We start from the raw sequence: 21,753 nt of genomic DNA on the forward strand, positions 1-21,753 counted from the left end.
GCCCTCCCGCCGGCACCGGGGAGGCTGAGGCGGTTGTGTCTACGCATGGAAAGGGGTAAGCCCAGCCCCTCTCCAGTCAGGAACTGCCACTCGATGTCTACAGCCAGGCTCTCCACGTTCTTCATCTCCCGGGGCATCCTTACTCAGGATGTCTGGGACGGTGCCGTGGCCCAGTCCTCGGTCGTGGGCAAGAACGTCCTGCGCCACCTCGTTGACTCGAAGCTGATTACCGCCGCCCAGGCCAACGAAGGGTTCGCCTACAGCCGCGGATGGACCTACCGGCCCCTGGACCAGGAGCTGGAGATCCCGGAAGAGATCATCGGGCTGCTGAAGGATCCGTTCGCGCGGGAGCACCAGCTGGTACCGGTCGCCCGTGACGGGGATGAGCTGACGGTCGCCGTCCGGAACCCTTCGGACCTGAACGTCTCGAAAATGCTGCGCGGTGCGACCGGGCTGAGCATCAACCTCGTCTATGCCTCACAGGATGAGCTGACGCGTGCCGTCCACAAGTACTACTCCACCTCCGCCGAGGCCCGCCGCAAAGGTGAGCTGGCCACCCGGGTCGTGGAGGCAAACAGTGCCAGGTACACAGGCATCGGCCAGATCGCCGACACCGGGGAGATTGTCGATGCACTGAACATCATCATCGAAGGCGCGCTGCGCGTAGGAGCCTCCGACATCCACCTTGAGCCGGCCGAGCACCACCTCTCGGTCCGGTATTCCGTGGACGGCAAGCTCGTGGCAGAACCCATCCAGTCCCGCTCCATCGCACCCCGCCTCGCTGCGCTGATCAAGACGCGCGCCAAGATGAACTCCGCTGCGCTGACCAACCAGGACGGCGCCATCCGGCACACCTACGAGGGCAAGGACTACGACATCCGTGTCGCGGTGCTGCCCACCAACTGGGGTGAGTCGATCACGATGCGTCTCGGTGCCGAAACAGTCCGCGACCTGAGGGAGATCGGCTTCGCCACCGACACAGAATCGCGCTGGCGCCGGGTCCTCTCCCAGCCCAACGGCATCTCCCTGGCCGTGGGGCCCATGGGATCGGGCAAAACAACCCTGCTGTACGCCAGCCTTGCCGAGCTCATGAAGGAACAGCGCAAGATCGTCTCCCTTGAAGCTCCGGTGGAAATGAACTTCCCCTCCGGCATCACGCAGGTCTCCATTAACCCGGGACAGAAACTCACCTGGGAGGGCGCCATGGAGACCGTCCTGCGAAGCGCAGCCTCTGTCCTGCTGGTCGGAGAAATCAACAAGGAAGAGGTCGCCCACACCGCGATCAACGCGGCCATGACCGGTCACCTCGTCCTCTCGACCCTGCACACCAACGATGCCCCGGGCGCCGTCGTCCGCCTGCGCGAAATGGGTATCCGTCCCTCCGTGCTGGCTGACACGATGCGTTCCGTCTGTGCCCAGCGACTGCCGCGGACCCTGTGCGAATGCAAGATCGCCGAGGCACCGTCCCAGCAGCTCATCCGTGACTTTGGGCTCGACGCCGAATCCCTGGCAGCGAACGAATGGTTCGGACCCAACCCTGACGGCTGCCGCGTCTGCGCCGGCCGCGGTTACAAGGGCCGCACCCCGATCCACGAACTGATGACCTTCCCGGCCGAGATCCGGGACCTCATCACCGAAGACGTCCCCAACCGGCTGATCGCCGAAGCAGCACGCCGCAACGGGATGCGGACCCTCCAGGAGGACGGCCTGCTCAAGGCACGCGCCGGAGTGACCAGCCTGTCCGAAATCCGCAGCCACATCCTCATCGACTAGGAGCACTCCCCCATGACCGAAACACACGCCCCTGCGGCGGTGCGAGAAATTGACGCCCTGCTGGCCAGGACCCTCGAGATGAAGGGGTCCGACCTCCACCTGGCGGCCGGCAAGCCACCGTGGGTGAGCCGTCACGGCAGCGTCACCCCCATGGAGGGCATCACCAACGTCCTCAGCGGCGCCCAGCTGGTCTCGCTGTTCAAGCCCATGGTTGCCGAAAGCGAATGGAAACGGTATCTGGCCAAGAAGCGCCTGGACTTCTCCTACGCGATCCCCCAGTCGCGGTTCCGCGCACACTTTGCCGTCGCAGGCGGCCAGCCCATGGCAGTGTTCCGGACCATCCCCAACACTGTGCCTGACTACGACGACCTGGGCCTGCCCCCGGTCCTGAAGAAGCTCATCCACCTTGAGGCCGGGATCATCCCGTTCGTGGGGGTCACCGGCTCCGGCAAGTCCTCCTCGCTGGCTGCGCTGATCAAGCTGGCCAAGAACGAATTCAACAAGAAGATCATCACGATCGAGAACCCGATTGAATTCCGGCACACGGATGCGAAATCGCTCATCATCCAGCGCGAGATCGGCCCCGATGTCGACAACTTTGCCCTCGGCATCGAGGACGCCATGCGTGAAGCGCCGGACATCATCGTCGTCGGTGAGATGCGCGACCCGGAAACCATGATGGCTGCCATCTCGGCGGCCACCTCCGGGCACCTGGTTCTCACGACGATCCACGCCGAATCCACAGCCGACGTCCCCACCCGCATCCTGGACTCCATGCCGGAGTCGCGCGTTGCCGACGTCCGTGCCCAGCTTTCACGTTCCCTGAAGGCCGCCGTCTACCAGAAGCTGCTGCCGAAGAAGGGCGGTGAGGGACGCGTGCTGGCGGCTGAAGTCATGATGATGAACTCCGCCATCGCCAACATGATCCGCCAGAACGACCTGGAAGGCATCGCCAGCCAGCTCATGGTGAAGTCCTCCGGCTCCATCCCCTTCGAAGTGTCCCTGGTGAACCTTGTTGCGGACGGCATCGTCAACGAGAGCGCCGCTTTGCGTGCCGAGCTCACCCCGGGCAGCTACATGCGCCAGAAGGCGGCAGGGCGGCGTTGAGCGCACAGAAGAGCCCCGCACCGGTCACTGGTGCGGGGCTCGTTCCTGGGCGGTCAGTCCTGGAAGTAGGGTTCGGGCCATTCGACGGGTTCAGCGGTAAGGGTCGCCCAGTCCAGGGCTTCACGGTAGGCGGCCATGGCCTGCCCCGGTTCGGCGGCGGGATCCAGGTCCTTCACGGCGAAGTCGGCGAGCATGACCGCAGTGCGGACGATCGCCAGGGACGGGTCCGAGGTGATCAGCGATTCGCGGGCATGGTGGTGGACGAACAGGGACATCTCGGAGCCGCGGGCACTGTTCAGGGCACCGTCAATGTTCCCGTCCTCGTAGAGCCGAAGTGCCAGAAGGCGCAGCCGCGCCGCCTTGGAGTGCCTGCTTTTCACGAGCCATTCAGTGTCCCGGCCCTTGAGGAGTCCGGCCGCGAAGGATGCGGCGCCGGCAGCTTCAAGGGTTGCATCGGCCATGCCGTCCAGCGGTGCCCACTTGTTGCGCAGTGCCACGCCAAGGTCCCACGGGGCAGCGCATTCGATGAGGCGTCCGCGGTAGGCGGTCAGCGCGCCCAGCAGGCTCCCGGATTCGAGGTTCAGCTTCCAGGCGGGGCCTACGTCCAGGAGGGCTTTGGGGTTCGTGGCCATGACGTCCGCGAGGGCGTACGAGTCGGCGCTGAGCTGTGCTGTGAGAGCGTCCCAGCCTTCCCCTTCTTCCGCTTTGCTGCGGGCGATGTCCATCAGGGCTTCAGCCGGGCTTTTCCTCATATGTCCAGGGCTCGTTTCCTACCGGCAGTACCGGTCTTGTTCCATCCGGATGGCGTCCGGGCCGCGGGTCGAAAGCGCACAAAGAACAGTGGCCGACCCCGGAAATCACTGTATCAGTTTGAGAATTTGTCAACAACGAACCAAGGCCATTTGAAAGGAGCCGCCGCATGAGCGCCCCTGAGCCCGAAACACTCGAGGACACGGACCCCGAAGGCGCCGAAATCGTCCCGTTCACCGATGAACCATGGGTTCCGCGGATCATGAACCCCGAAGTGGGCCTCCCGGCTGCTGCGGTCGCCGCCGGCGTCGGTGCACTGGCGTTCTGGCTGCGGGCTCCCGACGGGCCCATCCTGGCGGCCGCGGCCGGACTGCTGTGCGCCGTACTGGTGATCCTTGCCGTCATCGACATGATGACCAGAAGGCTGCCCGACGCGATCGTGCTTCCTGCCTACCCGCTGCTGGGCCTGGCCGCCGCTGCAGCTGCGCTGGCCGGTGAGGTGACCTGGGCCCAGGCGGGAATTGCCGCCGCATGCATGGCCGGCTGCTACGCCGTCTACTGGCTCATCTGTTTCTTCACCGGGGGCATGGGCTGGGGCGACGTCAAGCTCGCCGGCGTCCTGGGCCTGGCTCTTGGCCTCGCCGGTCCGTGGGATGCCGTGTACGGGGTGCTCGTGCTGCCCATGATCCTTGGCGGCGTCATCGGCTTCCCCATGCTGTTCCGCGGCGGAGGCAAAGTCGAGATGCCCTTTGGTCCGTTCATGGTGGCCGCGGCGGTCCCGGTGCTCATGATGCCCGACGGCATGGTTCCCTGGCTGATGGATCTCTTCCGGTAACCTCCCGGGCAGCAGAAAGCCCCGCCGGATTGGAGCCGGCGGGGCTTTCGTGTGGGGCGGTTACTTGACCGGAACGACGCCGGTCTCGACGGCTCCCGGATCCCAGACGCCGCTAAGCAGGAGGGCGGCGATGATGATGGCAGCGGCAAGGCCTACACCGTAGGCGATGCGCTTGTTCTTGGACAGTCCGGCGAATTCGGTCTTGAGGCGGTTAATCAATGGATCTCCAAAGAGGTGCGGGGCGGTGGTCACAGGCGTGCCGCCGATGGGTTTGGCTAGTCAGTCTTACGGTCCTGGCAGCAACGTCTCCCTTCCACATGCGTAGACAGGCGGCACTATCCCTGCACGCCCTCTGCCAGGGGCAGCACGGTTTCGCCGTCACAGTCCACTGATCCCGGAGGTATGACCGTGCAGGAGACCGCTTCACCGTCCAGGATGGCTTCGAAAGGGACGCCGGGCATGAATTCCACCGTGCCTGCTGCGGGAGCGATCCCGTAGTTTTCGTACAGGTTCACCCAGACCACGGCCTCGTACGCCGCCTCATGGGTGAGGAGGATGTTGGCCATCATGGCCAGGCCTCCCAGTGCGGCTGCCATGGCCACACCGGTGACAGTGAAGCCGGCCAGGCGTGCTTTGCTTCCGGGTTCGCTGCGGGCGGCACCGGTGCCTGCCTTGAACGCTGCGTACGCGAGGGCGCCCACGGCGAGGATGACGATGACGGCCAGCGGGACAAGCGAAACGGGCTGTGGGATCAAGTTCTTCCTCCATTGGGAGCCGCACCGGGTGCAGCCAGGGCATGCTGAACGTGCCCCGTCTCGCCTATGTGTGCGGCGGGTGGCGGATCTGTCGACATGGCCCGGGCCTGTTGCCGTAGAATCAGGAACCAAATACGGCAAACCGTCCCGGATCAGCTAGAGAGGCTGCTGCCCAGATGGCTGAAACACCACCGGCGCCCATGCCCGGCGAATGCACCCGCGCACTCCGGACTGCCTATCGGGCACTGGCTGCGGCCAACGACCCGGCGGATCCCTGGGCCAATCGCCGCTTCGCCTCCGTCATCCACGCTGCGACATCGGCCGGCTGGTCCCGCCGCACGACGGCGTCCGAGCTGGGAATCAGCAGGGACCGCGTCCTGAAGATCGCACAGTACGAGCCGTCCCTGGAGTGCGAGCTGCCCCGGTACAAGCGCGGGGAACCGTTCCCGCCGCAGGCTGTGGACACCTTCCGCCGGATCGAACGCGATGTCCTCACCCGCCGCCGGGAAGCCCGCGCCCGGATGTCAGCGCTCGTGCAGGCCGCCCACTCCGCCGGCTGGCCCTTCCATGTGCTGGGTTCCATCGTCGGGGCGACCGGTGAATGGATCCGCCAGCTGCATGACACCGAAGACCCATCCTCCCTGGCCACCGTCCCGGACTTCCCGGAGTACCGGCGCCCGCTTAAGGGCAAGCCCGGGCCGCGGCCGAGGGGAACGCTCAGCGGCGAGGAACGCACCCGCATGCGCGCCCTGGCGGTGAAAGCCCGGGCAGCCGGAAAGGAACCGGCCGTCACCGGGGACGCTCTCCCGCAGGAGGCTGAACGCATCCTCGAAGCCCGCCGGGCCTCCGAAGAGCTCAGCGCCATGATCATCTCCGCCAAAGACCGCCGCGTGCGCTGGGAAGAGTTGGACGAGGCGTGCGGATACAGGACCGGAGGTGCCCGCGCCCGGGCCGTCCGCCACGGTTACGGGAAGCTGCCGCCGTCAATGACCGGCTACGCTTCTGCCCGCAAAGCCCGAGAGACGCCAGCCTAAAAACTCAGGAACGTGTAGCCTTCGGGAAAGTAAGCACACGTCTGAAGAAAGGTAATCTCATGGCCGCCGTGCTCCCCGAGGCACTCCGCCGCCATCTGGCCGATCTCCAGCGCAGGGCCGAATCCGATGAGGATGCGGGACAGGTTTTCAATGAAGCGCTCAAGGCCTGCAACGATGCAGGCTGGTCGTACCGCCAGCTGGGTGATGCCCTTGGCGTCTCCCATTTCTACGTCAGCTCACGCATCAAGCAGGCCAGCGGGAACGTCACCGGCTTCGGATTCGAGATCCCCGCACGGCCGCGGCCAGCCTCCGTCCTAAAGCCGCGGCCACTCCCCCGTGAGATCAGCGAGGACCTGCAGGAACTCATGGGCCGGGCAGTCAGCGAACAAACCCCCGACCGGACCGCCAACGGGCTGGCTCCTGCCGTCGAAGCGTTCTTCCAGGCACTGCGTGCAGCATCGGACGCCGGATGGGATCCGCACGAACTGGCCCTGCCCCTTGGCATGAACCCGCGCGCCGTCGCCAGGTTCACCACCTACCACGGCAAGGACGGGGATGCCCTGGCACCGAAGTACCCGGCACCGCCCCGGCGCAGTACAGCCACCGCGTGGAACGCCCGGTACGCCGACGCCCCTCCCGTCTCCATCCCCAACGATGAGGCTGCAGCCCTGAAGGACCTGGCAGCCCAGGCCCACCTGAACCGCGGCGTCGCCGGAGAAGAAGACGGCGGTGCCCTGGAGTCAGCCGTCGAGTACACGTCCCGGGTCGCGCACTGGTACCTTCTCGGCGCCAGCCGGCAGGATCTTGAGGAAGCCACCGGCCAGGGCTGGGAGGCCCTGCGCAAACGGCTCTCCCGATGGGGTTACATGAGCCCGCCCTAACCGGCACACCAACCAGCCGATCCAGGCCCGCAGCAGACGCTGCGGGCCTTTTTCGTGCCCGGAATAATCGAAGGGCCTCTACAGAAGTGCCCCGGCGCGCAAAACCGTCGAAACTGCTGCAGCCACCCCCTCATATCTCTACGCATGTACCTGTTCGGACCCGGTCACCCCCACCTTGACCGGCTACCGAAGGGAAATCTGTTGCCAGACAACGCCTCAGTGGCGAACGTGAACACCTATCTCGTTCGCACGGTGAGCACCATGCCGTCCACTGATCCGGACTACGGACAGTGGTGGGGCACCGAAGCAGGACAGTCTTTCTACCGCGAGATTGCCGAACGCGTCGGCAGGCCAATCGCCTACAACATCAACCGCCAGTACGGGGTCTCCTACGAAGCCGCGGACGTCGCCAACACCGCGTTCACGATGCTGCACCAGGAGTTCATCTCCGCCTATATCCAGCGCTCCGAGGACCCGTGGGCTTACCTGTCCACCGTCCTGAAGCGCGAAATGATCAGCGAAATCGGCGGCTACTTCCGCACCGAACTCACTGAAGCCGCCCTCTACGAAGGCAGCACGGCCGTTCCCGTCCGGCCGGCAGCGACAGTCGCCGAAGCAGCTGAACTCACTGCAGCCGCCCTGGCCCAGGCAGCGCCGGCGTTCCCGCTGCCGATCCTGCAGGAAGCGGTCTTCTACTTCGCCGAGCGCGGTCACCAGCGCCTGAGCCACCTCTACACGGAGGCCACAAACGACCCGGAGCTCACCTCAATGGGTCTCGTGCGGGAAGAAATCCTGGCGATCGCCAATGCCGTCCTGGGTTCCCGCCCTGACAACGAGCTGAACTCCCTCATGGCCGCGTACCTGATGGACCCGGCATTCGATCCCAAGTCCTCCATCCGGCACCGCAGGGCGCTGAAGAAGTTCGCCACCCGCATCGCCAAATCACACCACCAGGAAATGAGGCAGCTCGTTGGCTAAACGCGCAGGGATCCGCAGGAAATCAGAGTTCCCCCGCCACCGGGCAGGAACTGATTACAGCGACCGGACCCTCCCGTACCCGAAGAAGGCCGCAGCCGCCGGACCGGATACAGCATCCCTGCCCGGACCTGGGCTCGACATCCTGCCAGAGGCTCCGTTCATCGGGCCCCTGCCCATGCCCGAAGGGTACGAGGAGCCTGTCCCGGAAACGCCCGAACCGGAACCTGAGGACGAGCAGGAGCAGATCACCTACCCGGAGAACTACCTCGAGATCTCCCCGGATGTGAACGGCTGGTTCCAGAACATCATCCAGGAGTGCATGGACATTGGCGCCTCCGACGTGCTCCTGTCCACCGAGTCAGAGCGGAAGGTACTGACCGTCCAGGCACGCGTGGACGGGCGCATGCGGCCCATCCGGCGCGTCGAAGGTCTGGAAGCACGCCAGATCGTCGGCAAGTTCAAGTCAGGCTCAGGTCTCTCCACCGGCGTCAGCTTCATCCCGGAGGAAACCATCTACATGGTCGACGTCGACGGTGAAGAGCGCAAAGCCCGCGTCGTGTCTTTCCATACCGCTGACGGCGGGGACGCTATCGTGCTCAGGCTTCCGCCGGCCGGCGCACTGCGCAGGCTCAGCGAACTGTCCTTCTCTCCACTGAACAAGGAGCTGTTCGAAGAGCTGCTCGGCGCCGCCAACCGCATGATCGTCATCGCCGGGCCCATGGGTTCGGGCAAGACCACCACCGCCCACGGTGCCCTCATGCATGTCAGCACCGGAACCCGCACGGTCTGGACGGTTGAAGACCCGGTGGAGCGGAACCTGCCCGGGCTCATCCAGCTTGAAGTCGACGAAGAGAACAACGCCGGCTTCGACGCACTGCTCCCTGCCCTCGTGCGCTCCGACTACGACACCCTCTTCATTGGCGAAATCCGCGACAACACGACGGCAGCTGCCGCGGTGCGCCAGGCCAAGGCCGGCCGGCAGGTCATCACGACCATCCACGCCAACAACAACGTGACCGCGCTGCTGCGCCTGATCGACCTTGCCGAAGACTCCCCGCTCTCCGTCCTGGACTCCGTGAAGGGTGTTGTCTCCCAGCGCCTGATCGGCCGCCTGAACGCCGACTGGGACGGACGGGACCCGATGACCAAGTACAAGGGCCGCGTCCCCATCCACGAAGTCCTCACCATCACGGACGCGATCACCGAAGCGATCATGGCCAACGTCCCCCTCTCGCGCCTGCGCGCCATCGCCGAGGAAAGCTCCCGGAGCACCTTCCGGCAGGACGTTGAACGCCTCATCGCCGACGGCATCACGGACCGCGAAGAAGCAAGGAGGGTCCTCGGTGGATAGCCCTGTCCTGACCCGCCGGGAAATGCGCGGGGCGCAGCCCGCCGACACTGCACCCGACCCGCTGAACCAGACCCTGCACCATGCCGCCATCGCGCGCCTCCACCGGCTCATCGACGAATGCGGCGACACCGGTGTCAGCGACATGCACATCCACCCGGATAAGCCCATGCGCCGGCTGCGCAGCGGAAAGCTCTTCATCCCGGACGGCTCGGAGGTTGTCTTCAGCCAGGCCGAAATCATGATGTGGCTGGATGAGGCGACCGAAGGCAAGCATGACCCGCTGAACCCCCGCGGCCACGCCTCCGTAGCCCTGGCCACCGAGAAGTACCGTGTCCGCGGCACCTTCAGGAAGTCGCTGCAGGGTGTCACGGTCACGTTCCGAATCATTCCCGGTGTCGTACCCGACGTCGATGCCATCGGGGTGCCCCAGGTCATCCAGAACCTCATCCACCGTGACTCGGGCCTGCTCATCATGGAAGGCCCCACCGGCTCCGGCAAGACGACCGCCATTGCCGGACTCATCAAGCTGGCCAACAAGACCTACGACAAGCACATCTACATGGTGGAGGATCCCACCGAATTCGTTCACGAAGAGATCGGTGCGACGTCGATCGTCCAGCGCGAGATCGGAACCCACGTCGTGGACTACCCCACCGCCATCGAGGATGCACTCCGCTCGAAGCCGAACATCATCGTCGTCGGTGAGCTCCTGAACGCGGCAACGGCCAAGGCCGCACTGCACGCAGCCACGACCGGTCACCTGGTCATCACGACCGCGCACGCCGGCTCCATCACCGAGGCGCTGGACTCCTTCATTGGCCAGTTCACAGCCGACGAGCAGCCCCAGATCCGTTCCCGGTTCTCCCAGTCGCTGCTGGGGATCATGGTCCAGAAACTCGTTCCGACCGTGGACGGCAGGCTCACAGCTGCCCGTGAAGTGCTGCTCAACGACCTGAACTTCACCGAGATAATCCGCGACGACAAGATGCAGATGATCCGCGCACGCATCGCCGGGTCCAAAGGCTGCTTCACCCTCGAAGATTCCCTGGCCGACCTGGTCGTGAAAAACGCAATCACCATCGAAACCGCGATCGGTGCTGCGAAGAATCCGGACGACCTCCGGGAAACCCTGGCCCGGAAAGGGGTGAACCTGTGAGCACCGGAATCCAGCCCGAGGACACGGGTACAGAAGTGAGGCCGCGCCGCGAACTGCGCGGAGGCAAGCCCCGGACCGTGAAACCTCCAAAGCCTCCCAAGCCGGAGAAGGCAGGGAAGGCTCTGCAGCCAGCTAAGGAGAAGCCGGCCAAGGCGCCGAAGGCTCCAAAACCCCCGAAGCCGGCCAAGCGCGCCAAGAAGGGCGACCTGGGCTTCGACGAAAACGGGGTTCCCCTCAAGAAGGCACCGGTCTTCGTCATGTACAAGGGCAAGAAGTCCAAGCCGGCAACCATTGCCCGGTCACTGCGTGCACTGACCATGGTCCTGCGCGTCGGCCAGCCGGAAGCGCGCGCCCTGGAAATCGTGGGCGAGCAGTACCACAAGTTCGAAATCGGCCGCGCCTACGAGCATGCCGCGAAGACCATGCGCGAGGAGGGTGCAAGCTTCAAGCAGGCGCTCATGGCCGAGGAGATCCTGCCGCGCACGGTCCGGGAACTGATCGAAGCCGCACAGACTTCGCAGGCGCTGCAGCGGAACCTGGACCAGGCGGCCGTGCTGATGGGCGATGCCACCTCAGTGAAGAAGAAGCTGCTGATGAACCTCATCCAGCCCGGCTTCATGCTGCTGATGTGCATCGGCCTGCTCTTCGCTGCAGTCACCTTCATCATCCCCGGCTTTGTGGCCACCTTCGCTGAACTCGACGTCGAAACACCGCAGATGACCATCGTCATCCTGGCAGTCGCTGAGTACGTGAAGTGGGGGCTGCTCGGCGTTGGCCTCGTCGTCGGACTGTTCATGTCCTACTGGGTGACGCTGGGGCGCAAATCGGACCGGTTCAAGTCCGCCATGGACACCCTGGCCATCCGGACTCCCGCCATTGGCCCCATCCTGCAGCTGTCCGCGGCCAGCCGCCTCTTCAGCCTCCTCTCCGCGAACCTCGCCACAGGCATTGGTGAGCCTGAGTCCCTGCGCAGTGCGGCCAACGGGTGCGGCAACAACGCGTTGAAGCAGCACTGCCTGGACTACGCCGAGAAGATGCTGGCTGAAGGCGTGGAGCTGAAGGGGTTCGTGCAGACGAAGCTTGTGCCAATGGATGCCCGCCAGATCCTCTCCTCGGCGCCGTCGGTACGCCAGGAGATCGAGATCATGAACGAGCTTTCCCCCGAATACCGGGACGAAGCCGCTGTGCAGCTCGACACGCTGAACAAGACCATCGACCCCATCGTGAACTACATGGTCTACGGCATCGCAGGCCTGCTCATCATCTCCATCGTCCTGCCGATGTACGCCGTCTACCCCGCCCTGATGGAAATGGGCTAGGCGCGCCGGGCGGCAGGGTTCCCGTCCTGCCGCCCGGTAAAGCCTGTCTACGCATGTCCCCTTCCGAGCCCGCAGCCCGCGGACGTCCACGAGGGGAAAGACCATGAGCACACAGACCGCAGAAACCAAGGCAGCAGAGACCGCCCCGGATCCGATCCGTGACCATGAAGACGGTCTTCGGCCCCTCGTCGGCAGGGACTGGCTGGTGGCAACCCTCTGGGCCATTTTCACTGGCCTGGCTGCCAGCGCGGCTTCGGTTGCCCTGCTGCCCGTCGGCTACCTCGGCATCGTGGCGCTGCTGGGCGCCGGCCTTGGCCTCCTGGGTTACCTGGACCACGTCACCCAGCTGATCAGGAACAAACATAACGTCATCTACGGCATCTTCGCGGCCGTCCTCCTGGTGGCAACCCAAACGTTCATGGACCACCAGATCCTTCTGCCGGCTCTGATCAGCGCCGTGGTCACCTTCGCGTTCTTCCTGGTCCTGACGATGTACACAGGCTTCGCCGGCGGTGGAGACATCAAGCTCTCCCCCATTCCAGCTGCCCTCCTTGGCGCCATCTCACCGGTCGCCGCCCTGCTGTGGCTGCTGTTCACCTTCGTCCTGTGCGTCGGCGGAATGATCTACTACCGGATCACCGACCCCGCCACACGCCACACGGCCATGGGCCCCTACATGGCTGCAGCCGCCGTCATCACGGTCATCTCGTACGGCCTCCTCGCAGTCCAGCTGGGGATTTAGCGCCTAAGCCGCACACATACGTTCCGCACCCCCCAACGATTCACCAGGAGAACTACCTTGATACGCCCGCCCATCCCCCGACTCAAACAGAGCTCGGGTGCTTTTGACCTTCCCTCCATCATGACCGGCGTCATCGTCGTCGGCATTCTCGCCGCGGGCGTCCTCGCAGCCATCTTCGGCGTCATCCCCTACGCCCAGAACAACGGCGCCAAGCAGGACCTGTCCTCCATCCGCACCGCGGAAGGCGTGGCCAAGGCCAAGGACAACCGGTTCATGGACCACCAGCGGCTCCTGGACATCGGCTACCTGCAGCTCTCCAGCACGAAGCAGACCAAGGTCAAGTCCGATGAGAAGGGCACCTGCTACGTTGCCCTGGCCAAATCCGGCACCGGCAAGGTCTTCTACTCCACCGACACCCGCACTGACCCGGAGATCTTCGAAGCCGACACCGAGACCGGCTGCCTCACGCCTGAGGAACTGGCCGAACTGGTTGAGGAAGTCGGAGGCCTTGAAACCGCGAAGGGCGCACCGGCTGACCTGAAGCTGAAGGCTGTCTCCCCGCTGCAGGCCAAAGCGACCTGGTCATCTGTGAAGGGTGCCAGGGGCTACCTGGTCGAATACCGTGTCGGTGACGGCGAGTGGATCATCAAGCACGAACGCACCACCGGGCTCTCAGCGACGATAAACGCGCTCCCCGAAGAGAAGATCACCGTCCGTGTCTCCTCCATCAAGGGCGAACAGGCCTCGGAACCGTCCACCGCATCACTGACCCTGCCCGACTCTGCCCTGAAGAACCCCAGCTTCGAAGAAGACTGGACAGCGTGGACGCCCTACTACTCCTCGCCGTACATCAGCTCCGGCAAGTCCCACACAGGCACCAAATCACTGGTGATCGACAAGCCTGCCGGCGCCTCACAGATCGTTACCGTCCCGGCCGGCACGCCGGTGCTCTCCTACTGGAGCACACGGCCTGTCTCCATCGAGATGGGCGGAAAGACTATTCCTTCCGCGCCAACAACCAAGGAAGGTGACTGGGTCCAGTACCGTGCAGACATTTCTGCCGTCACCGGAACAGCCACAACCCTCAGGATGATCGCCACCGAATATTACGCAACCTACGTGGATGACGTTGCCCTTGGCGGGGCGGTAGAAGCAGATGCCCCCGCGTCACTCGCGGTTACGTCCAAGCTCGGCAAAGCAACCGCGACCTGGGCTCAGCCGGCGTTCACCGGAGGCACCCCGATCACCGAGTACACCGTCACCGCGTGGCTGGACGGCGAAGCAAAGGGCAGCGCGACCGTTGACGGCGCCCAGCGTTCAGCCACCGTTGACGGGCTGACCATCGGCAAGAGCCACACCTTCACGATCACAGCGACCAACACTGCCGGTGAATCGGTCGCCTCTGACCACTACGGGCCCGTGGAAATCAACGCAGGCCACATTTCCAACCCGGGCTTCGAACAGGACACCCAGACCTGGAAGCTCCGCGGCTCCGCCACGGCCTCGACGCTCAACAGTCATTCCGGAACCAAGAGCATGTCCATGCAGTACAACGGGCAGTCCGGCACCGAGATCCAGCAGGCCATTGCAATTCCCGAAAACGCCACAGTGCTGACTTACTGGTCGACCGCCGGCAGCATGGAGGTCAAGCTCAACAACGGCCTCCGGACACCGGTGGTCATGGCGCAGGGTGAGAACGGATGGGTTCAGTACAAACTGGCCGTCGCTGACCTCGTAGGAAAGACGGCCACGCTCGGCATTGAAGCGAAAAGCGGAAGCGTCCGGTTCTTCCTGGACGACTTCGCCCTGGTGGGTGCGACCGTCCCTGACGCCCCAACGGCAGTAGCAGCAAGCTCACGGCTTGAGACGGCCACTGTCACATGGACATCTCCGATATTTGGCGGCGGAACCCCAGTGACGTCCTACACTGCAACTGCCTGGGCTGCTGGTAAGGCTGTCAGCAGTGTGGATGTCGCTCCGGGAATGCGCTCTGCAACCTTCAACGACCTGAAACTTGGATCCGAGTACACGTTCACAGTGACGGCAAGCAACGACCGTGGTGAGTCCTCCAAGTCGGCTTCGACACCGGCTCTCCAGGTCGCCTCCGGCCCGATCGCCAACCCCGGCTTCGAGCAGGGGCTGGAAGCCTGGACCACGCTGTACAATGCATCATCCAGCACTGGTGCGGCTCACTCCGGCGTTCAGTCCTTCTATTCCGGCCCGAGCAGCGGATGGGGACCTGGCCGTGTCACGCAGGCTGTCGTCATCCCGACCGACAAGCCGCTGCTCACCTACTGGGCCACTGGACCAGCCCAGGCATACCTGGCGGGCAACACCCGCACATCCTTCGTACTGCAGACAGACGGAATCTGGACGCAGTATGGCGTGGACCTTAACGCCAACAAGGGCGAGGCACGAACCATAGGCCTGGCAAGCCTGAACGGTGGTGTCTACTTCGATGACATCGAGTTCAAGGCACCTGTTGCCCCTTGGGCGCCAACGGGAGTCTCCGCTTCCTCCAAGGACAGTAAAGCTACCGTTACGTGGTCGGCCCCGGCGGTTACGGGCGGTGCACCGGTAACCTCCTACAAGGTAACCGCCTGGTCCGGAGGCGCAGCACGGGACTCTGTCACCACAACGGCTCTGAGCGCAACGCTGACCGGCCTGACTACAGGATCCAGCTACACGTTCACCGTCGAGGCAGTGAACGCTGCCGGCACCTCCGTCAAGTCCGACGCTTACGGTCCGGTTGAAATATGGGCGGGCGCCTTCGCCAACGCAAGCTTCGAGTACGGCATGGCCGGCTGGGAGAAGAGCGGTGACAACGTCAGCTTCCCGAAGGTTGCCCGGACTGGGACTTACTCCCTTCTCGGCAGCGGCATGTACGGCGGCATCAGGCAGACCGTTGATGTACCCGTGACAGCTACCTCCCTCACCTTCTGGGCTAAGGGCACGCCGTCAGTGAAGCCGAATGACTACACCAACAAGGTAATGGCCGCCACCGCCCTGGAGACCGTCGATGGCTGGACCAAATACAGCATCAACATCGCAGCCTCCAAGGGCAAGACGGCCCGATACTGGTTCGGCGGCAACGGCGCCTACTACGACGACATCAACATCGAGTAGCTAAGACGGCGTGGCGGTGATGAACTCCATCACCGCCACACCCTCTCTTGCGTTACCTGCGTCACATAATGGCTCGTTTTTGCGCGCCCGGACACTTCTGTTAGTGGAAACCCGTGCCCCGATGGGCTGCGGCTCCGGCCCGTCTATGCCTGGCTGGCCCAATTCACAGTGCCCGCACCGGGCAACTACACAGGAGCTGACTTGCATCCACCAGCCATACCCGACCTCAGGAGGAGCTCCGGGGCCTTCGACCTTCCGTCCATCATCACCGGGGTCGTCGTCGTCGGCATCCTGGCCGCCGGCGTCCTCGCAGCCATCTTCGGCGTCATCCCCTACGCCCAGAACAACGGCGCCAAGCAGGACCTGTCCTCCATCCGCACCGCGGAAGGCGTGGCCAAGGCCAAGGACAACCGGTTCATGGACCACCAGCGGCTCCTGGACATCGGCTACCTGCAGCTCTCCAGCACGAAGCAGACCAAGGTCAAGTCCGATGAGAAGGGCACCTGCTACGTTGCCCTGGCCAAATCCGGCACCGGCAAGGTCTTCTACTCCACCGACACCCGCACTGACCCGGAGATCTTCGAAGCCGACACCGAGACCGGCTGCCTCACGCCTGAGGAACTGGCCGAACTGGTTGAGGAAGTCGGCGGCATCGGCGATGCTGCACCCGCTGGTGCCCTGAAGGACCTGAAGTTCACCGCGTTCTCTGCAATCGAAGCCAAGGCCACCTGGGACGCCGTTAAGGGTGCCAGCGGCTACAAGGTCGAATACCGTGTCGGAGACTCTGCAGACTGGACCGTCAAGGCAGAGAAGACCACGACGACCAGCATCAGTATCAACGCCCTCCCAGAGCAGACCGTCAGCGTCCAGGTCTACGCGCTGACCGGCGAGAAGACGTCCGAGCCTTCGACAGCAACTGTGAAACTACCAGACTCCGTACTGAAGAACCCGAGCTTTGAGCAGGGCACAGCGCATTGGGATTTGACGTTTGTGAACTGGTCAGGGGTGACGAACACCCAGTCCCACGGGGGATCGAACTCTGCTTACACTCGGCAGTCAGGATCCAAATTCACCCAGACCGTGACGGTCCCGGCGGAAACACCGATCCTTACCTACTGGGCTGGGAGCGGAACTGTCGTCCAGGCGGGAAACACGGCAATGACCTCTGTGAAGACCGGTCGGGCCGAGGGCATCTGGACCCAGTACAAAGCGGACTTCAGCGCATACGCCGGCAAGACGATCCAGCTCGTCATCAATAACCCCGCCGTCGTGTCCACATACTTCGACGACCTCGCATTCGAGCCTGTCATGGTTCCGGACGCCCCCACCGCGGCAGTTGCATACTCAAAGCTGGGTTCAGGAACGGTGACCTGGGCTCAGCCGGTGTTCACCGGCGGAAGCCCTATTACCGGCTACACCGTCACCGCCTGGCAGAACGGCAAAGCAAGCGACCAGACCGAAGTTGGTGCGGGCACGCTCACCGCCACCCTGACTGGAGTGAAAACAGGTTCGTCCTACACATTCACTGTCGCGGCTAACAATAAGACCGGAAGATCCGCGGAATCCGCCCCTACGGCCTTGATCCAGGTCATCAGCGAGCCATCTCAAACCCCGGATTCGAGTACGGGGCTGCAGGATGGGATTTGACGTTTGTGAACTGGTCAGGGGTGACGAACACCCAGTCCCACGGGGGATCGAACTCTGCTTACACTCGGCAGTCAGGATCCAAATTCACCCAGACCGTGACGGTCCCGGCGGAAACACCGATCCTTACCTACTGGGCTGGGAGCGGAACTGTCGTCCAGGCGGGAAACACGGCAATGACCTCTGTGAAGACCGGTCGGGCCGAGGGCATCTGGACCCAGTACAAAGCGGACTTCAGCGCATACGCCGGCAAGACGATCCAGCTCGTCATCAATAACCCCGCCGTCGTGTCCACATACTTCGACGACCTCGCATTCGAGCCTGTCATGGTTCCGGACGCCCCCACCGCGGCAGTTGCATACTCAAAGCTGGGTTCAGGAACGGTGACCTGGGCTCAGCCGGTGTTCACCGGCGGAAGCCCTATTACCGGCTACACCGTCACCGCCTGGCAGAACGGCAAAGCAAGCGACCAGACCGAAGTTGGTGCGGGCACGCTCACCGCCACCCTGACTGGAGTGAAAACAGGTTCGTCCTACACATTCACTGTCGCGGCTAACAATAAGACCGGAAGATCCGCGGAATCCGCCCCTACGGCCTTGATCCAGGTCATCAGCGGAGCCATCTCAAACCCCGGATTCGAGTACGGGGCTGCAGGATGGGATTTGACGTTTGTGAACTGGTCAGGGGTGACGAACACCCAGTCCCACGGGGGATCGAACTCTGCTTACACTCGGCAGTCAGGATCCAAATTCACCCAGACCGTGACGGTCCCGGCGGAAACACCGATCCTTACCTACTGGGCTGGGAGCGGAACTGTCGTCCAGGCGGGAAACACGGCAATGACCTCTGTGAAGACCGGTCGGGCCGAGGGCATCTGGACCCAGTACAAAGCGGACTTCAGCGCATACGCCGGCAAGACGATCCAGCTCGTCATCAATAACCCCGCCGTCGTGTCCACATACTTCGACGACCTCGCATTCGTGGCGAAGGAATAGCCAGCGGTAACCTAAAAAACGGCGGTATCCCCTGCGGATGCCGCCGTTTTTGTATTCTGCATCACATTTTCAAACTTTTTTCTCCATTTTTGCGCGCTGGGCCCCTTCTGTATGTGAGCCCGAAAGAAAGGCCCTCCGAAGAGCATCTGGGGAGGAGCCGGCTCACCTCCTACACAGAATGGAAATACGTTGAGCTCTGCTTTCTCCATGGCCACCGCCTCCAAGGCTTCGGCTAACGCCCGCATGTCCGACGCTTTCAAGAACGAAGCCGGCGCATTCGACCTCCCGTCCATCCTCGTCGGCGTTGTTGTGGTCGGCATCCTGACCGCAGGCGTTCTGGCCTCGATCTTCGGTGTCATCCCCTTCGCCCAGGACAAGGGCGCTCAGCAGGACCTCGGAGCCGTTGTGACGGCTCAGGGCGTCTACCTTGCTGCTTCCACCGAGCAGTACGGCGAAGAGGTCAACACCTACGCCGGTAACCTCGGCGAACTGGCTGCTCCGGGCGTTGACCTGATCGGCGACAAGATCGCTGCTGACGGCGACATCAAGATGGCCGGCGGCGTTGGCAACTTCGTGGCCGTCACCGAATCCGGTTCGGGCAAGTTCTTCCAGGTCTCCGGCCTGGACAACACCCCGAAGGAAATCGAAGCTGAAAGCCTCGACGCTGCCTTCGAGGCTGCCAAGACGGCTGCCGGCATCACCGAAGAGGTTGCTGACACCGAAGAGCCGTAAGCTCTCCAGCACTCAGATGGGCCGCCCGGTTTCCGGGCGGCCCATCGCCGCATCATCCCTCCACCTGATCCTCTCGAACGGAGACCATGAAGAAGCTGTCCACAGTTCTTCGATCCGAGCGGGGGGATCTTCTCGTTAGCGCCCTTGTTGGCCTCCTGGTTGTCGGAATCATCATGGGAGCGACAGCCTCGTTCCTGCTCGTCGCAGCCAAAGCCTCCGTCGCCAACAACCACGACATTTCCCGGACCATCCTGCTCAACAGCACGCTGGCCGATGAGCTTCCCCGGGCCGCTTCGTACGGCACTGACCCGATCGAGATCCACTCCCGAGACGGAGCCGCGGTGAGCCTCTGGCTGGAGAAGGACGAGGCTGGCGACCCGTCCGTCCTGCATGCAGCCACTGCCCGGGCCGGCCGTCCAGCCAGCAGCTGCTCAGGGCCCGCCTCAAGCGTCCGGGACTGTGTCATGGCCCAGACTCCCGTCCGCACGGTCCAGGCCCTCCCCACGCCCGTCTACAAGCCGGTTGAGGCCACCAAATCCGGAAGCGGGTACAAGGCCACCGTTCCCTCCGGTGTGGAAGAGCTCGGTTACGTCGTCAAGGTCGCCACCGCATCAGGATCATCCAGTATCACGTTCAGCGTCGGCGGCAAGAAAGCTACCGTCGAGATCCCCAGGGACGGCGCCGGCTACTACTACGGCCGGCTCCTGGTGAAACCGGGTTCTGCAGTCTCCGTGAAGACCAGCGGCCCCGCCAAGCTCGCAGCCAATGACGCTGTCACCTTCTACGAGGTTCCCGATGGCAAGTAAGCTCACGCTCCGCTCCCCCGCCGCGGCCCTGCGGGGTGAAGCCGGGAACATGCCCGCCACGGTCGTCTACGCCGTCTTCACGGCCCTGTTCATGGGAATCATCGTCACATCCCTGATGTCCGCCATGGGTGCTGCCTCCCAGACCAAGAACACCGCGGCGGCCAGCCAGACCATCTCGGCCGTAGCCGGCGAATACGCGGCACTGGCAGCTAAGGGCGCACCCCCGACTGACGGTGAACTGTGCATCTCGGACCAGTGCGCATCGGTGACCGCCGGGAAGAGCCCGGCCGGCACCCGTACCGTCACGGTCAAGGCCACCGTCGGCGGCGCAACGGCAACCCGTACGCTCACCGTCCCCGAGCCGGCCGGCGCCATGGTCACCGGGTTCACGGCCGACGGCAAGCCAGTATGGGGCCCGCTCCCCGGCCCATCCGGATCCAGCCAGGAGGAGAACAAATGAGCCTGGGGACTTCTCCGGCAGCGGCACTGCGCAGTGAACGCGGCAACTTCATGGTCCAGGCGATGCTTGGATCCATCATTTCCCTCGTCGCCATCGGTACCATCGCGGCGGGAATCACCGGCATCACCCAATTTCAGGTCAAGCAGCAGCTGCGCGCCGAAGCCACCACCCAGGCGGTCCTGACGGACACCACGTTCCGCAATGACGTGCTGTGGGCTGCAGCGGTCAGGCCTATTGATGACCGGCATGTGGAATTCACGGTCCCGGGCCCCACACGGGGCTGCGAGACGGCGGCCTGGTCCATCGAGGACGACGGCGAGCACACCCGGATCCTCGTCAAGAACACCTCCTACCCTGGCATCGACACCTCAGCTGTCCCCGCGCGCTGCACCGGTGAGGCCTCAGAACCCGTCTCTGCCGTCCTCGTGGACGATGCAGCACCAGGAAGTACGTTCACGTATGCCAACGCCGCAGGGAGGGCCCTGAGCTTCGAGGCAGGGGCCTGGACGGGCTTCGGGGACTCCGTAAAGCCGGAAAGCACCGGGACCGCCGGCTGGGAATCGAAGGCTCCGGCAGCGGCCGCCCTGGAGACTGAAATCAAATCCTCCACAACGCTCCGGCGGCACTACCGTTTCGCGCAGACAGCGGACAACCTCCCCATTTCTGCTGCCTCCCTGAAACCCGACGCTGCAGTGCACCCCGTGCCGGACGGGGACCTGCGCTAAACACCCAGACACAAAAGAGCCCCGGACCGCTTCAGTGCAGTCCGGGGCTCTTGAGCTGTTCCTAGTCTTCGGCGGCGAAGATTTCCGCCAGGCCCAGGGCCTGAACCCCGTCCAGGAAAGTCTTCTCCGTGTAGGGGTCGATCCACAGAACGTTTCCGGCCGGCCGCGGCGTCGTCGTGTACGGGGCGAAGCCGGAGGCGACAAGCACCAGGGGAAGGTCGCGGTCCCAGGAAGGGATCTCGTCGATCTTCTCCGAGCGGTCCGTAAAGATGGTCGTCAGCGTGTCCTCGTCCTCGACGGACGGGTCGAACGTGCCGGCGTTGACGGCGTCTCCGGCGAGGACCTGCTGGTGCATGTTGGCCAGGGCTACGGCAGCCTTGTAGCGCAGCCACAGGGCCGTGTCGTCGCCTTCACCGGTTACCGGCAGCTCGTCGTACCCCTCGACCAGCTGTGCAACCAGCTCGGTGCGGGTTTCAGCGAACACAGCTGCTGACTGGGTGGCCATAGAGAACGGGAACGGGGTTCCGTCTTCGCGGACAGGCAGCTCGGCGGGGAAGGTGCCTTCGATTACTACGTGGGACATG

21 protein-coding genes are annotated in these 21,753 nt (G+C 63.9%); 17 read left to right on the plus strand and 4 right to left on the minus strand.

The window, feature by feature from the left end:
• Positions 1–93 precede the first annotated feature (93 nt).
• Entirely contained in the window at positions 94–1,773 is a 1,680-nt protein-coding gene (locus NF551_RS16870; RefSeq protein WP_227897238.1) for a GspE/PulE family protein, read from the plus strand.
• A gap of 12 nt (positions 1,774–1,785) precedes the next feature.
• On the plus strand, positions 1,786–2,880 hold the full coding sequence (locus tag NF551_RS16875; protein WP_227897237.1) for a type IV pilus twitching motility protein PilT: 1,095 nt from the start codon (positions 1,786–1,788) through the stop codon (positions 2,878–2,880).
• A gap of 53 nt (positions 2,881–2,933) precedes the next feature.
• Here NF551_RS16875 and NF551_RS16880 read toward each other — a convergent pair whose 3' ends face one another.
• A complete protein-coding gene (locus NF551_RS16880) occupies positions 2,934–3,632 on the minus strand; it encodes a hypothetical protein (RefSeq protein WP_227897236.1) in 699 nt (232 codons plus the stop codon).
• Between the two features lie 167 nt (positions 3,633–3,799).
• Between NF551_RS16880 and NF551_RS16885 the strand changes: the two genes are divergently transcribed.
• A complete protein-coding gene (locus NF551_RS16885; protein WP_227897235.1) occupies positions 3,800–4,465 on the plus strand; it encodes a prepilin peptidase in 666 nt (221 codons plus the stop codon).
• Positions 4,466–4,525: 60 nt separating this feature from the next.
• Here the strand turns inward: NF551_RS16885 and NF551_RS16890 are convergent, their stop codons facing one another.
• Both NF551_RS16890 and NF551_RS16895 read right to left on the minus strand, forming a co-directional pair.
• Complete coding sequence (locus NF551_RS16890) at positions 4,526–4,684, minus strand: hypothetical protein (protein ID WP_227897234.1); 159 nt, start codon at positions 4,682–4,684, stop codon at positions 4,526–4,528.
• 116 nt (positions 4,685–4,800) lie between these two features.
• Positions 4,801–5,220 (minus strand): hypothetical protein, encoded by a 420-nt coding sequence (locus NF551_RS16895; RefSeq protein WP_227897233.1) that lies wholly within the window; start codon positions 5,218–5,220, stop codon positions 4,801–4,803.
• Between the two features lie 176 nt (positions 5,221–5,396).
• Between NF551_RS16895 and NF551_RS16900 the strand changes: the two genes are divergently transcribed.
• From NF551_RS16900 to NF551_RS16965, 14 genes are all read left to right on the plus strand, one after another.
• Positions 5,397–6,254, plus strand: a complete 858-nt coding sequence (locus NF551_RS16900) for a hypothetical protein (RefSeq protein WP_227897232.1) — start codon at positions 5,397–5,399, stop codon at positions 6,252–6,254.
• A gap of 59 nt (positions 6,255–6,313) precedes the next feature.
• Positions 6,314–7,135, plus strand: a complete 822-nt coding sequence (locus NF551_RS16905) for a hypothetical protein (RefSeq protein WP_227897231.1) — start codon at positions 6,314–6,316, stop codon at positions 7,133–7,135.
• Positions 7,136–7,336: 201 nt separating this feature from the next.
• Positions 7,337–8,113, plus strand: a complete 777-nt coding sequence (locus tag NF551_RS16910) for a hypothetical protein (RefSeq protein ID WP_227897230.1) — start codon at positions 7,337–7,339, stop codon at positions 8,111–8,113.
• Entirely contained in the window at positions 8,106–9,464 is a 1,359-nt protein-coding gene (locus NF551_RS16915; protein WP_227897229.1) for a GspE/PulE family protein, read from the plus strand. Before NF551_RS16910 ends, NF551_RS16915 begins: the two co-directional genes overlap by 8 nt.
• Entirely contained in the window at positions 9,457–10,620 is a 1,164-nt protein-coding gene (locus NF551_RS16920) for a type IV pilus twitching motility protein PilT (RefSeq protein WP_227897228.1), read from the plus strand. Before NF551_RS16915 ends, NF551_RS16920 begins: the two co-directional genes overlap by 8 nt.
• Positions 10,617–11,939, plus strand: a complete 1,323-nt coding sequence (locus NF551_RS16925) for a type II secretion system F family protein (protein ID WP_227897227.1) — start codon at positions 10,617–10,619, stop codon at positions 11,937–11,939. The genes NF551_RS16920 and NF551_RS16925 overlap by 4 nt, the downstream gene beginning before the upstream one ends.
• Positions 11,940–12,042: 103 nt before the next feature.
• The gene (locus NF551_RS16930; RefSeq protein WP_227897226.1) at positions 12,043–12,681 is read left to right on the plus strand and encodes a prepilin peptidase; all 639 of its coding nucleotides are present in this window, start codon (positions 12,043–12,045) and stop codon (positions 12,679–12,681) included.
• 57 nt (positions 12,682–12,738) lie between these two features.
• Positions 12,739–15,807, plus strand: a complete 3,069-nt coding sequence (locus tag NF551_RS16935) for a fibronectin type III domain-containing protein (protein WP_252604997.1) — start codon at positions 12,739–12,741, stop codon at positions 15,805–15,807.
• A gap of 201 nt (positions 15,808–16,008) precedes the next feature.
• Entirely contained in the window at positions 16,009–17,454 is a 1,446-nt protein-coding gene (locus tag NF551_RS16940; RefSeq protein ID WP_252604998.1) for a fibronectin type III domain-containing protein, read from the plus strand.
• 173 nt (positions 17,455–17,627) lie between these two features.
• Entirely contained in the window at positions 17,628–18,446 is an 819-nt protein-coding gene (locus NF551_RS16945; RefSeq protein ID WP_252604999.1) for a fibronectin type III domain-containing protein, read from the plus strand.
• A 189-nt stretch (positions 18,447–18,635) separates the two neighbouring features.
• Positions 18,636–19,178 carry a hypothetical protein gene (locus NF551_RS16950; protein ID WP_227897850.1) on the plus strand — a complete coding sequence of 181 codons (543 nt, stop codon included), beginning with the start codon at positions 18,636–18,638 and terminating at the stop codon, positions 19,176–19,178.
• Positions 19,179–19,264: 86 nt separating this feature from the next.
• On the plus strand, positions 19,265–19,984 hold the full coding sequence (locus NF551_RS16955; RefSeq protein WP_227897849.1) for a hypothetical protein: 720 nt from the start codon (positions 19,265–19,267) through the stop codon (positions 19,982–19,984).
• A complete protein-coding gene (locus tag NF551_RS16960; RefSeq protein ID WP_227897848.1) occupies positions 19,974–20,444 on the plus strand; it encodes a hypothetical protein in 471 nt (156 codons plus the stop codon). The genes NF551_RS16955 and NF551_RS16960 overlap by 11 nt, the downstream gene beginning before the upstream one ends.
• Positions 20,441–21,169 (plus strand): hypothetical protein, encoded by a 729-nt coding sequence (locus tag NF551_RS16965; protein ID WP_227897847.1) that lies wholly within the window; start codon positions 20,441–20,443, stop codon positions 21,167–21,169. Before NF551_RS16960 ends, NF551_RS16965 begins: the two co-directional genes overlap by 4 nt.
• 61 nt (positions 21,170–21,230) lie before the next feature.
• On the opposite strand, the gene NF551_RS16970 is transcribed toward NF551_RS16965, so the two are convergent.
• The gene (locus NF551_RS16970) at positions 21,231–21,752 is read right to left on the minus strand and encodes a hypothetical protein (RefSeq protein WP_227897846.1); all 522 of its coding nucleotides are present in this window, start codon (positions 21,750–21,752) and stop codon (positions 21,231–21,233) included.
• Between the last annotated feature and the right edge of the window lies 1 nt (position 21,753).

Source organism: Arthrobacter caoxuetaonis (assembly GCF_023921125.1).
GTDB classification, from domain to species: domain Bacteria; phylum Actinomycetota; class Actinomycetes; order Actinomycetales; family Micrococcaceae; genus Arthrobacter_B; species Arthrobacter_B caoxuetaonis.